The organism is Nostoc sp. (assembly GCF_035638895.1).
Taxonomy (GTDB): Bacteria; Cyanobacteriota; Cyanobacteriia; order Cyanobacteriales; family Nostocaceae; genus Nostoc.
In genome coordinates, this window is record NZ_DASQZC010000072.1 from 19,590 (window position 1) to 32,861 (window position 13,272).

12 protein-coding genes and 1 pseudogene are annotated in these 13,272 nt (G+C 41.4%); 1 reads left to right on the forward strand and 12 read right to left on the reverse strand.

Going from position 1 to position 13,272, the window contains the following annotated elements:
- Positions 1–135: 135 nt before the first annotated feature.
- The 4 genes and pseudogenes from VE944_RS03170 to VE944_RS03185 all read right to left on the reverse strand — a co-directional run.
- Entirely contained in the window at positions 136–1,158 is a 1,023-nt protein-coding gene (locus VE944_RS03170) for a tetratricopeptide repeat protein (protein ID WP_324972150.1), read from the reverse strand.
- Between the two features lie 319 nt (positions 1,159–1,477).
- Entirely contained in the window at positions 1,478–2,032 is a 555-nt protein-coding gene (locus VE944_RS03175) for a GNAT family N-acetyltransferase (protein ID WP_324972152.1), read from the reverse strand.
- A 12-nt stretch (positions 2,033–2,044) separates the two neighbouring features.
- Positions 2,045–2,317, reverse strand: a complete 273-nt coding sequence (locus VE944_RS03180; protein WP_324972181.1) for a GNAT family N-acetyltransferase — start codon at positions 2,315–2,317, stop codon at positions 2,045–2,047.
- Positions 2,318–2,433: 116 nt separating this feature from the next.
- Positions 2,434–2,745, reverse strand: a pseudogene (locus VE944_RS03185) (GNAT family N-acetyltransferase); the annotation flags it as partial.
- Between the two features lie 226 nt (positions 2,746–2,971).
- On the opposite strand from VE944_RS03185, the gene VE944_RS03190 reads away from it, so the two are divergent.
- Positions 2,972–4,852, forward strand: coding sequence for an ABC transporter ATP-binding protein (locus tag VE944_RS03190; protein WP_324972154.1), 1,881 nt, complete (start codon positions 2,972–2,974; stop codon positions 4,850–4,852).
- 55 nt (positions 4,853–4,907) lie between these two features.
- On the opposite strand, the gene VE944_RS03195 is transcribed toward VE944_RS03190, so the two are convergent.
- The 8 genes from VE944_RS03195 to VE944_RS03230 form a co-directional block, all read right to left on the reverse strand.
- Entirely contained in the window at positions 4,908–5,534 is a 627-nt protein-coding gene (locus tag VE944_RS03195) for a CHAT domain-containing protein (RefSeq protein ID WP_324972157.1), read from the reverse strand.
- A gap of 334 nt (positions 5,535–5,868) precedes the next feature.
- Positions 5,869–7,044: a ligand-gated ion channel gene (locus tag VE944_RS03200; protein ID WP_324972161.1), complete on the reverse strand. Its 1,176-nt coding sequence runs from the start codon at positions 7,042–7,044 to the stop codon at positions 5,869–5,871.
- A complete protein-coding gene (locus VE944_RS03205; protein WP_324972163.1) occupies positions 7,037–8,185 on the reverse strand; it encodes a cache domain-containing protein in 1,149 nt (382 codons plus the stop codon). Before VE944_RS03205 ends, VE944_RS03200 begins: the two co-directional genes overlap by 8 nt.
- A gap of 253 nt (positions 8,186–8,438) precedes the next feature.
- A complete protein-coding gene (locus VE944_RS03210) occupies positions 8,439–10,367 on the reverse strand; it encodes an SPFH domain-containing protein (protein ID WP_324972165.1) in 1,929 nt (642 codons plus the stop codon).
- Between the two features lie 143 nt (positions 10,368–10,510).
- Positions 10,511–11,686: a GUN4 domain-containing protein gene (locus tag VE944_RS03215; RefSeq protein WP_324972168.1), complete on the reverse strand. Its 1,176-nt coding sequence runs from the start codon at positions 11,684–11,686 to the stop codon at positions 10,511–10,513.
- Positions 11,687–12,181: 495 nt separating this feature from the next.
- Positions 12,182–12,487 carry a transposase gene (locus VE944_RS03220; RefSeq protein WP_324972171.1) on the reverse strand — a complete coding sequence of 102 codons (306 nt, stop codon included), beginning with the start codon at positions 12,485–12,487 and terminating at the stop codon, positions 12,182–12,184.
- Positions 12,478–12,648, reverse strand: a complete 171-nt coding sequence (locus VE944_RS03225; RefSeq protein ID WP_324972173.1) for a hypothetical protein — start codon at positions 12,646–12,648, stop codon at positions 12,478–12,480. Before VE944_RS03225 ends, VE944_RS03220 begins: the two co-directional genes overlap by 10 nt.
- A gap of 83 nt (positions 12,649–12,731) precedes the next feature.
- Positions 12,732–13,148: a winged helix-turn-helix domain-containing protein gene (locus VE944_RS03230; RefSeq protein WP_324972175.1), complete on the reverse strand. Its 417-nt coding sequence runs from the start codon at positions 13,146–13,148 to the stop codon at positions 12,732–12,734.
- Positions 13,149–13,272 lie beyond the last annotated feature (124 nt).

The following is a 13,272-nucleotide window of genomic DNA, read 5'->3' on the forward strand; positions in this document are numbered from 1 at the left end:
CTTCTTAATTGATCGTAACCTGTTGAGCGATATATGGTTGACGGTAAAGAAGTTGCTAATTTTTTGAGCTTCAAGAACAACAAAATTCCCGACTTCTTTAAGGAGAAGTCAGGAATCTGAGTCTGCTGCATCAACCTAGAGAGAATCTATAAACTGCTGTACTTTTTCTAGGAGTGGCTGATGTTCGATTTGCTCTGCTAACTCTTGGGCGTTTTGGTAGCACGATCGCGCCATTTTTTTGCGTTTCGTTGTGGCGTAAAGGCTTCCCATATTCAGCAAAGTTGAAATTTCTCCCAGTCCATCGCCGAGTTGTTGATAAATCGCAATGCCTTGCTTATAGAACTTCATTGCTTGGCGATGCTCTGACAGAGTGCTATAGGTATAACCAATGTTATGAAGCGTTGTTGCCTCACCAGAGCGATCGCTGATTTCTCGACGTGTCAAAAGAACCTGATAGTAGAGCAATAGCGCTTGTTTCGGTTTTCCTAGATCACTATAGATTGAGGCAATATTATTTAAAGTGGTTGCTTCGCCAACCAAATTCTTGACTGCGCGTTCAATTGGAAGCGCTGCTTGAAAAAATTCTAGAGCTTCCTCAAACTTGCCTAAGACATTGTAAGCAAACCCTATACCATTTAGGGTTGTTGCCTCACCAGAAAAGTCACCTAACAATCGGCGCATCCTCAAAATTTGGTGTTGTAGCAACAGTGCCCGTTTCGGTTCTCCTAACCGGGTATAAATTAGTGCTACATCATTAAGAGTAGAAATTTCACTTTGAGTATCTTGCGATCGCCTGCATATTGGTAGTGCTTGCTCAAAATATTCCAACGCTTGCGAAAAGCGTCCAAGACGGCTGTAGGTAGAACCTAGATTGCTAAGTGCAGTTGCTTGTGCTGGCGCGTTGCCAATTTCAACAGCAACCGAAAGCGCCTGATTAAAGCGTTCTAATGCTTTTTGAGGTTGCCAGCAACTGAGGTGAGCTAAACCAAGGTCGTTTAATGTATAACCCTCTCTGGCTCTGTCTGGAATTGATCTAGCCAAGTGTAAATTCTCCGTTGCCAGATCGAGAGACTCTTGGAATTTCCCGCGCTGGTAGTAGCGGCTTGCTTCATCACGACGTTGTTCCCACTCTTTGACTCGATTTAAAGGTTGCGTCATCTGGCCTCAGTTGCATTCTGCGATAAATAGGCAGGACATCTTTTAGGAATGAACCTCTCTTAGGTTTCCCAGATTTTAACCTTAATCATCTATCTTTAGATATAAGACTTAAACATAAAAATATGGTATAACTTCATACTTACAAGAGATGCATGAAGTAAATAATACAAAGAACTTAGTAAAACGCACAGTTATGCGTCCCTATGAAAGACCTAAAGCATATATCCTCTATAGCTTTATTGAGTTTGCAGCAGTGGTTTTTATATGTAGCAGTTGGTTCGCCCATGATTCTGTAGGCTGCGTGCGAAATATGATGGTTTTAAGATTGCGAAATGTAAAGGGAATCATCCGGCTGCCATTCTGTGTGTGAGACAGCGTAGTACACTACATCATGGCCGTAATAGGTAGCATTCTTTTCGTACTTCATCCCTACCTTTTGAATTACACGCACTGAAGCGATATTTTCTGGATGTGCGTAGGCGTAGCCCGCCGTAGGCATCGCTACTATCCGATCTAGCTTCACTTCCCAAAATCCAAACTTTAAAGTTGCAAGAGATGCTTCAGTTGCCAGTCCCATGTTCCAATAGGATTTGTCAAACACATAGCCAAGCTCAACTTCTTTTGTATTTTCTAAAAACCCAAGTCCACAACGGCCAATCATTGTACCAGTTTCTTTGTATATTACTGCCCACATCCCAAAGTTGTGTTGTTGCCACTGTTGGATATGTTTGCTTAAACTTGCCTGGGTTTGTTCCCTTGTTCTTGGTGACAGATATCTCATGACTTCTGCATCGCTATAGAGACGAAACAAGTAATCAAAGTCATTTAGATTGAAATGCCTTAATCGCAATCGCGCAGTTTCTATCTCAGGCATAATTACCCCAATTCAAATTTCCAAAATATAAAGAGAATCATCCGATCGCCATTGGGAACGAGCCAGAGCATAATACACTACATCTAAGTTATAAAACTGAGCATTTTTTTCGTATTTCAACCCGCATTTCTCCATCACACGACGCGAAGCTGTATGTTCTGGTGCAGTGATGGCGACGATACGATCTAGCTTGACTTCCTCAAAGCCATACCTCAAACTTGCCTTTGCGGCTTCGCTGGCAATTCCTTGATTCCAATAAGCTTCATCTAAGCGTTGAAAAAGAATTCAGAAGTCAGAATTCAGGAGTCAGAATCAATTGGATGGGGATTCAGACCCCAACCAATTGTAGACACCGTGCAGACAATGGGGTTTTAAACCCGTTTATTCATCTACTCTTTCGTTCAGAATTCAATTCTGTTAGCGGTAGCGGGGCGATTAGCCCATTCTGGCTCCTGACTCCTGAATTCTGTTTGATAAAGAACTTCGACTTCCGGGCTATTGGGTAAAAAATTCAGCCCACAATGACCAATTAATTTGACGGTAGCTTTTTCGACTACAGACCATACACCAAAACCGTGCTGTTGCCAGTGTTTAATAAAGAATTGTAATGTTTCCTGCGTTACTTCTTTTACCTGATCTTTAGGTATAGGCCCTCTGGGTGAATACCTCATAACTGCTGGGTTGCTCAAAATGGGAGCAAGTTCATCCAGGTCTTGAGGAGTTAAGCTGTTGCGCCTTTAATTTGCACTAATATTTTTTCAATATGCTTGTGGGGTGGGCATCTTGCCCGCCCTGATTGTGCAATTTGTATACATAACAGCTTACAGCGTTTAGTAACAGTCTTGCAGTTTCTATCTCAGGCATGGTATCAGAGTAAGAAGACAAACGCTACTTTAAACATGCGTATTTTTTGACAAACATTAATATAATGCTCTTACTATGAGCATCTATCAATCTCTCAAAAAATCTTATACGCAAGATCGTCGGAGTGAAAATGACTGGCGGTTGTTTTTGCGTTTAGTGCCTTATGCCCGTCGTAACGGACGGCTGTTGGCGCTGTCGATGTGCTTACTCATACCGCTCGCCCTAGCTAATGCCGTACAACCTTTGTTGATTGGCCAAGCTATCTCCCTAATTCGCAATGAACCAAACACTTACGAATTTCTCAGAAATCGTCCCTTGCCACAAGGGCTAAATATCCTGCTGGGATTATTGTTAGTTGCGAACGCAATCCGACTGACTTTGACAGGCTTCCAAGGTTATATAGTACAAAAGCTAGGGCAAAAAATCACCGCAGCAATTCGCCAAGACTTATTCCAGCATGTGACATCTTTAGCAGTACGGTTTTTTGACCGCACAGCCGTAGGTAAATTAATCACCAGAATCACCAGCGATGTGGAAGTCTTAGGCGATGTCTTTTCTACTGGGGCAATTGGGATTGTGTCCAATTTGTTTTCCATGCTGGTGCTTTTGGGTTTTATGTTTTCCATCCAATGGCAACTCACTTGTATGCTGCTATTGATGTTGTTACCAGTTACTTGGTTAATTGTTTACATTCAGCAACAGTACCGCAAAGCTAATTACAAAGGGCGAGAAGAACTTTCTATTCTGAACTCACAACTACAAGAAAATGTGGTTGGCATTAACGTAGTGCAGTTGTTCCGCCGGGAAAAATTTAATGCCGAATTGTTTCGCGCCACGAACAGCCGCTACACTCAGCAGATGGATAAAACCATCTTTTATGATTCATTTATTTCAGCAACCTTGGAATGGATTGGTCTGATTGCGATCGCAGCTGTTTTGGGCATGGGTGGTTGGTTACTGTTAGGAAAAAGTTTGGCTTTTGGCACTTTATCTGCATTTATCTTGTATGCCCAGCAATTATTTGATCCCTTAAGGGATTTTGCCGAGAAATTTACAGTAATTCAAGCTGGTTTTACCGCCATTGAACGCGTAGGCGATATATTAGATGAACCAATAGAAATCCGCGATCGCGCGAATGTCCGCTTCTCAATATTGGATGCAAAATTTGGCTACATAGACGAGATCGTTGCAAATCTAGAATCTCCAGACGTAACTTCCGCGCCTGAACTGGGAGAAATCCGTTTTGATCACGTCTGGTTTGCTTACAAAAATGATGATTACGTAATTAAAGACTTAGATTTCACCATTCATCCAGGTGAAAAAATTGCCTTAGTCGGCCCCACAGGTGCGGGTAAAAGTTCAATTATCCGTCTTTTGTGCCGTCTCTACGAACCCACCCAAGGACGCATTCTCATAGATGGCGTAGATATCCGGGAAGTACCACAGGCAGAACTGCGGCGCTACATGGCAGTAATTTTCCAAGAAGGCTTTTTGTTTGCTGGCGATGTTAAAAGCAACATTTCTTTAGGAGATGGCTATACCATTGAACAGATTCAACAAGCAGCAGAGCAAACCAACATTGCCCAGTTTATAGAAGAATTACCCCAAGGGTATGATACTCAACTGCGAGAACGGGGCACAAATATTTCTAGTGGTCAAAAGCAACTATTAGCTTTTGCGCGGGCTGCCATTCGCAATCCCCAAATATTGGTACTAGATGAAGCTACCGCTAGTTTAGATGTTGGCACAGAAGCTTTAGTTCAAGAGGCATTAAACCAGCTATTGCTTAGACGTACCGCGATTATTATTGCTCACCGCCTGTCTACAATTCGCAATGTAGACCGGATTTTTGTTCTAAAGCGGGGCGAATTAATCGAACAGGGAAGTCACGATCAACTACTACAAGAAGGAGGGCTTTATGCCACTTTACATAACTTGCAAATGTTGGGAGCTTAGGATATTTTCAGATTGAAGAAGAATTCTGACTCCAGAATTCTTCTTCAGATCATGTTTATTTCAAGTTTTTTTTGAAAACTGGTATCAACCCCTGTGAAAGGTTTTCCAGTTGAATAGCAACCATACCTTCCGCAAAGCCTCTTTGAAACACATCTTTATTGCCTGAGTTTTTATAACCCAGTCCATCATAAAAACCTCTAGCAAACTCAATAGCTGCTCTGTCTTGGATTGGATTATTCATTCCAATCACATAATTGATGTATAGGCTAATTGCTATAGCAGTTTGTTCTGAATGACAGGCATTAAGTAGTACACACTTTACATAATCAGCGTGTAACTTAAATAGTGATGCCAACCCCTCTGGAGGGACAGGTTTATTATTTCCCCCATCATCTTCCAACAGCAAGCTGCCATCTTCCAAGCCATGCCCACAAAAATGGACGATTTGGGGCTGTTCTTCCGCAATAGCACGGCGGATATCTTGAGGACGTACAGCAGTTCTAATGCGAATTTCAAATAAATCCCGATTTGTAGCTCGTCGTATAGCTTCTTCAATTTCTCGAATTTCTCTATCTAAACGCAGTCCGTGAGGGATTGCTGCCAGAATTAATATTTTTTGCTTTTGGTTTATTAAATCCGAATTATCAGATTTATTCTGAGTATTTGAAGCTTTGTGTTCCACAGATTGCAACTGCTTTTCAATTTCATCTAACCTATCATTAAGCCCCTTAAGCTCATTCTCCTCATTTTTAATCTGCTGTTCGTATTTAAATTGACTTGATGGGTCAGTTTCAATAACAAGGGTTTTGCGTTCGCATCAATCTATCATTTCTAATATCCCACTCATTTTGCAGTGAATCTCTTTCCTTTTCCAATCTCCGACGTTGCTCATTTGATAGCATATTAAGTACTTGTAATAATAAAGTCTTTAATGAACTTGCATCACCCATTGCAAACTTTTGTGATTTAAATTGAGAGTTGGTATTTACTCATCTTTTCGCCAGATAATAACTCTCTTAAACCATAGAGAGTAAAACCATACGGCTAAGGAAAATTACCAATCCCACAGGGAGGCTCCAACGCAAAAAGTTTATTAGTTCAGCTATGATATATTTGTCTCCAAAGATACTTTCCAGTGCAGGGTTCATTACTGTTGCGGTAATTACTAGCATTAGAAACTGAAATCCAAAGCCAGTCCAGATAATCTGGTAAAAAATGTTCTCTGGCCCAAGTATTGGATAACGAATAGCCAATGTAAAACTGAGGGCCAACAGTGTTAAGATACTGCCGGCCCAAGAACTTACTCGCTGCTCTAGATCCGTAGTAGTTACCCACAGAGATACAATAGTTGGCAACAATAGAATCAAAGAATACGGAATAAACAAGCCCGGAATATGACTTGCAGAATTTCTTTTTACCATAATCTGAGCTTCTATTTGAGGGTAAAAATTTCCATCCCAACCTCTAAACCGAGAGGACACAAACTCAATATTATCGGGAGTCCAACCTGATAATTGCAATCCTTGACTCAAGCCGGAGAAGTCGATATCAGATTGGTCTTGTCCAAAGATAACTTTGTTTATACTGTAGCTAGAAGAAGTCAGACGTATCGGCAAAGCCTGGGTATCAAAGGGAAAGGATGCCAATTCCAACTTGTTTTCAAAAGTGGCAGTTAACCGTTGGTTATGGACTACCCTACCATCAGCATACAAAAATAATCCGTCTTCTTGGCGCAGAGGTTTCTCTGCCAAATTAGTGATTTTTACCTGGGGAGTCCATAGCTTTGCTAACCTAGCTGTCGCTTCCTCACCATTAAACTGCTGCTGATCTACACCAAAAATTTTGACATCAAAAGCCTGTCCAGGATCTTTCCAGCGAAGCAGCAAGTCAATGTCGGCGGTAAATGTGCCTGCTGATTCATTAATTTTAGAGATATTGTTGACAATCAATGCAACCCTTACTGTTAGTGGGTTGGGAACGTTGGCAGGAAATGCAATTACAGGTTTAGCTGTAATTGTTGTTAAAGGTTTGGCTGTACTTGCTGTTACAGGTTTAGCTTTACTTTCTGTTAGAGGTTTAACTGTAGTTATTGCAGTAGTAGGCACTTTCTCTTGAGCTTGGGCACTGACTCCCCACAGTATCAAGCTCAGACAAAGACCTAAGAAAACTCTAATGTAATGACGATTAAGCATTATTCCTCAAAAGTCCTAATTCTTTTTTCATATCGGTGAACCGCTTTTGTAATAGTTCAAAACTTTTAGCAATCTGTCCAACTTCGTCTCGACGAGCAGATAGGTTGTCTACAGTGATGAAGACATCATCCCTAGCTGTATTTGCAATCAGATTATCCAGTGCCAGTATGGGACGCATCAGTAAGCCATTGAACAGTACCCATACTGTTCCTGTCAGCACAATTACCTGTAAGATTGCCAAAACGATATTATTCACCAGAACTGCTCTAGCTTGACTAGTCAGGGATTGGAAATTGCGCCCAGCTACAATCACACCAATTTTTTTTCCTTTAAAATCCAGTAGAGGAACAAGGGCAATGCCATAGTCAATTCCGTTAATATTCTCAATCTTCAACGTCACATCATTAGCTTTGGTCAGTAGGTCAGGGGAAACAAGAGAGCGGATAACCTGCCAATTTGTGGAATCTTGATTCCGTAATCCTCCGATAATGCGCTCAGGATCAGCCTTGGAAGTAAGTGTGGCGATTGTAGACATGAGTACTTCATCTACAAAGACACCTCCCTCAAAACCAGTGACGTTCTTGAGTGCCTCCAGAAGAGGCTTAAAATCTAGAGCAACTTCAAAACTACCGATGGGCCCCTGAGTATCGCTGACAGGAACAACTCCTCGAATACCCAATCCCCGCCGCCCAATTTCTACACCGCTTTGAGGTTCCTGCTTGCGATTAGTCATCACAACCATTTCCCGAAAACTACTTAGGTCTTCTTGTGGAGCGTCTGGAGCAAAGACTCGCAAGTATGATGTGGCAGGAGCCAAGTGAAATTGTCCTTCCGTAACACCAAAGCGATCCTTCTGAACTGTAAAGGACGGTAGTATAGTATCGAGCAGTTGGTTTCGGTTGTTGGTACGGAATGCTTGTTGAATAGAGGGTAAATGAGAAATTAAATCCGCCCGAGCTAGGGCTTTTGAACTTTGCTCTTGAATACTATTCTGGATTAGAGTTGCTGTTGTTTTCAATTCCTGTTTTCCAGCAGCATCAATCGATTGAAGTGCTGACTGATAGGAAGACAATGCTAGAAAAACTGCCGTTACCAGAACAACTAAGGTAACTAGAAATGGAACTTTAAATCGCAACTGCATAGAACTACTTCGTCCTTTTGTGAAGCCCTACTGGTACAACCACTTTTGTAGCTCCTGCACCAAACAACACTGCTAAAAACATACATTCAATTGCATATTTAGCAATCTGACCTGTACGTATTATTAAAATTGGCTGGCATTGTGGAGCTATTGCCACAAACAATTTATGTAAATAATGAGCATTATTGCATTCTTGCGTGTTTTCACCAAATTTCTGCAAAAAACTCAAAATAGTTGATAAATAAGGAATATGCTAAGTTTTTTCTACATTACATTCAATAGTTAAAGGAACACCACATTTAGAGCAAAACTTGTGAGACGACGGATTTTTAGTCTCACAATGAGTACAAAGAATTTGACCTTGGGGAAGTGCAGCCGATGGCGCTGAACTCTCTAATTTCATCGACTGCTGGACTAAATGTTGCTGAATTGCTTGGTTTCTTAATGTTGTGGCTATTAACCCATCAACCAAGCCCAAACCATTGCCACCACTATTATTAACTGCAACATCCGGTACTAGACGCATTTGGTGTTCACCTGCCGTCTCAATCATTCTCAGAGATGTGTATTCTTGACGACCAAGAGCATTAGCTCCTTCTCTCAATACATCTGCCTCCGCTTCTCCCATCATCCGCTGCGTCTGTGAATCTGCCTTAGCCTTCTCAATTTGCGCCTCAGCTTCCAGTTTGGCAATTTCCACACCCTTTTCTTTCCTCACCAAATCTTGTTGAACCTCTGCCAACTCCGTTGCCCGAACAAGTCCTTGGCGTTCGATTTCTGTCAATATTTGCTGCTGATAAGTCTTTCGCTGCTCCTGTGCAATTTTACGGTTGATCAGAATTTTTTCTAATTCATCAGGCAAATCAATTTCATTAATAAACGTGCCAACTGCTTGAACACCATAAGCAGTGAGGGCTGATTTAATATGGTCTATTGCTTCTCTTTGTCGATCGCTCCGATTAGCATGAAAGTCCAGGGCTTCATAATCTTGGGCTGAATTACGAAAGTAATTGTCAATCATCGACTCTAGTACCCTGGTGACAAGATTTTTGATTGAGCGAAACTTGATAGCATTTATAAAACCAGTAGTACGCCCAACCTTTGGATCTGATTCTAATGCCTCGCTTCCCAAAGAACCAACACGAGATATCATTTTGGGAGCATCTTGTCCAGCAACACTAATAACCTGTGTCACCTCAATATCAAAGAAAAATCCATCTTTGGAACGCAGTTTCAAAGCATGGAGTTGTGCGTCGTAGTTTGTTGGTGGTTTTTGTTTATTTGTCCAATTCAGCGTCACATCGTGAGTTGGAACTATTTCCACACTCATGATTCTGGGATTAATAGGATGCTTACCAGGATAGAGTGGAGTCTTGCAAACACCCTTGTAGCCAAGTTCAACAGGTTCACTACCAAGATTATTCTTAGGAGTCTTACCAACATGGGAGATTATTACCCCTACTGTCCCTGCTGGAATATTAGTCATTCCCTCTTGTTCAACCTTGACGAACCAGGGATTCAAGTTCCAAGAGCCTGAGGGCAAAATCTCCTCTTGTAAACCTCTGTACCCACCACCATCAATAAATTTCTGTGGGGTTTGGAAATTCTCATGACCCGATACAGGTGAGCCAGCAATTTCACCCGGTTTAATTGGAGCGCCATCGTAGGCAGTAACAATTCCAATTCTATCTGCTTCGATTGTATGCACCCGCAAATCTTTCGGGTTCATACCATGATCAAAAGCATTCACTGAAGTAATCACTGTAAATAGCTTGGTATTAATCCTGTAAGTGCCACCAGTCAAAATGCCTAGCTGCCGACCTTTTTCACCACCATTTTCTAGAAAAGCACGAGCATTTTGAAAATTATCGCATTCAACAAATTTACCTAAAATTCGCCCTGGTGGAATTGAGCTACCGTAGTTAGCGATGACAAGCCCAATTTCTCCGGCAGGAATCTTAATCACAGGCACTTTGAGAATGGTATGTATCCAAGGCCAATAGCCTTGATGCAAACCTGGGGAGAGCGTATCTGCCTGGCAACCAGATTCACCATTTAGAGCAATCAGTTGATGAGTTGAAAGAGTGGTATTGGGAGATTTAGAGTTAACTTTTTTGATTACAATCCCAACTTCATTCTCACCAATTTCGACTGAACCATACAGAAAATCCAAGGGATTCATATTGCAGTTGACTCCATATTTTTTGTCGGGAAGGGAATTATCAGTATTGATTTAGTATGTTAAATATTTATGTTTTATTAATATGTGTAAGAAGAAAATTCCTATGAGCAGTAATAAAAATTACGAAGTCGCTGACTCTTTCTTCAATCTACAACTTTTTGTTGCACACAAGTGCTAACGCGAAGAAAAAAACTGCGAAAACTTGGCTCCCACTCGTCCCAGCGCTGAACACTGTATCCAAAGGAAGGAAGATGACCCTCTTTAGCCTCTAAGCTCAAAGTAAAGTCAGCATATCTTAACCAATCGTTAGTCTGTCGCCAGCCTAGTTGATCAGCAAGTTTACGGTGAATAACGCCATCGAACTTGCCGAGTTGTCCGCCAATGCTACGCCAAATTCGCTGCTGCACAGTGAAGCCAAATTTTCCATTGCTATACTTGAGCCAGAGATAGTCAATCCACTCAAGATGGGTGCAAGGAAAGTTTAATAATTCTTCTTTCCTAATCCAACCCTGTTGTTCTCGCCCAACGAATTGAAGCATCAGCCGATATGTTTCACAGTCAGCTTCTTTCCACTGTTGGGCTTTCAAGAAGTTTTCTAGCTTGATGTAATCTGCCTTCCTCTCAAGACTTGGGTCAGCAGAAATAGGCTCTAAAATCTCTGGAAAATTATTGTTGATTTCTTGTTGAAACTCAACGGAAGGAAAGCTAACCCGTAGAATAACTGGAATCTGTCCTTCTAAAGTATCTTCTAGTTGAATAGCTACCAAACCTTCATCAAAAGCTCTTTGAAAAACATCTTGATTATCTAAAGCTTCATACCCCAAAGCATCATAAAAACCCTGAGCGAATGCAATTGCAGCCTTGTCGTTAATTTCATGATTCATTCCAATGACATAATTAATGTGCTGACTAATTGCAAGAGCAGATTTTGCTGAATGGCAGGCATTGAGCAGCACGCAGTTGACGTAATTGACGTGCAACTTAAACAATGCCGCCAGCCCTTCTGGTGGGACGTTTTTATTGTTGCCCCCATCGTCCTCCAAAACCAAGCTGCCATCTGCCGTACCGTGTCCGCAAAAGTGGACAATTTGGGGGCGTTCTTCTGCGATCGCCCTCCGAATATCTTGAGAACGTACAGCAGTCCTGACCCGAATCTCGAACAAGTCCCGTCTTGTCGCTCGTCGGATGGCTTCCTCAATTTCTCGAATCTCCCGATCTAAGCGCAGACCGTGGGGAATTGCTGTCAGAATCAAAATTTTTTGGTTCTGAGTACTTTGTCCTGTCAAGATGTTAGGTGGGGGATCTAATGGTGTCATCATCTAATATTTTGTAAACAGCATATAGAGGCAGCCTTGTTGTTCTTTCCCTGTATATGCTTTTTCAAATCATCCGAAATGTTAATGTGCATTTCTTTAGTAACCGCTCAATAATCCAAGGTAAATCGCTCAGTGACAAGCCTCAAATGGCGTAAAATCGTTCCTGAACTGGTAGTTCGCCCCGATTTATTGAGCGGATACTTTCTTTAGTTGTTTGGGCATTCATACAATTGGTTCTGACATGAATAAAACTACAAAAGTAAAAATGGCAATTCCATAAAAATGCCACTTTGTTTAGAGGGTAAAAGCATTCGTCACAGAGTTAGCAATATCCCTTTTAACTTGTAACTCCTAAAAAAATCCCCACCCAGGCAATCTTCTCAAAAGAAGTAGGGGAATTATTTACTCTCTCTAAAATCAGCACTCGCCCTCTCAAAAATCGTGCTGATTTGGAATTAGAGTTAGATATAAAAGCTAAAAAATTAGACTTATACCAATTTAATATGAAGCTGCATAGAATAAAGCTTCCAGGATAAAGTTGTAAGAAGAGACAGAAATTACCTGCTCAAAAGTAAGTTGGTCGAATATTTCTTGGATGCGCTCACGTAAAGCTTGTAAAGAAGAAAAAAGTTGATTTTTGAGTGGTTTTTTGAGGAGTTGCCAAAGCCTTTCAATGGGATTGAGTTCAGGGGCTGAAGGTGGTTGAAACAAAGGAATAATATTTTCTGGCCAACGGAGTTTTGAACTTGTATGAGCAGGTGCTTGGTCAATCTGTAAAATAGCGTAATCACTACCTAATTGCACAGATAGCCAGTCCAAAAACTGTTGAAAACACTCACCATCCAGTTTTGGATATTCATAATATTGTGATCTCCAGTCAATGGTTCAATTGCACCATAAATCCAAAAGTTTTCCCGTGGCCATTTCACCTCAACCGTGGGCTTGACTCCTGAAGCTGTAATCACTTTTCCTGTAAGAGTTTTCAGTCCAACCCTAGTTTCATCCTGACACAGGTAGCGAACACACTTGCCGGGTGCTAGATGTTCTTCTAGACAATTGAGTATGATACCGAGTTTTTTTTAAACTCAGATACCAACTTTTCGTCCTGCTTATGGCTTTGAGGACGTGGTACTTTTAGTTTTGCTCCTAATCGATATCGAACCCATGCATAAACCGTTGCATATTCTATCTCTTGTCCATGTTCTTCTTTCAACCACTCAACTATTGCACCATAACTACTAAAGCCTTTTCCTGTTTTTAGCTCCTCCTCAAGTGCTGCGTAGTTTACCGCCGTAGGCATCGCAGCATCATCCATTTTCCGTTTTGCTCCTGGTGCCTTTTTGATTTCTAATAAGCCTGATATCCCATCAGTTCTGTACTTCTGCAACCATCTCGTGACCGTTGAAGTATCTTTTGCCAAGCGTTTTCCGATTTCTTGCTGCTCCTTAACTGTAGCGAACTGCAAACATAAACGCTTCAAACCGCAAACAAGGCAATTTTGAAACCACATTAACTGCAAATAAAGGGGGTCTCAAAACCACAATAATTGCAAATGAAATTGCAAACATAATTTTCAAACTGCAAACAAG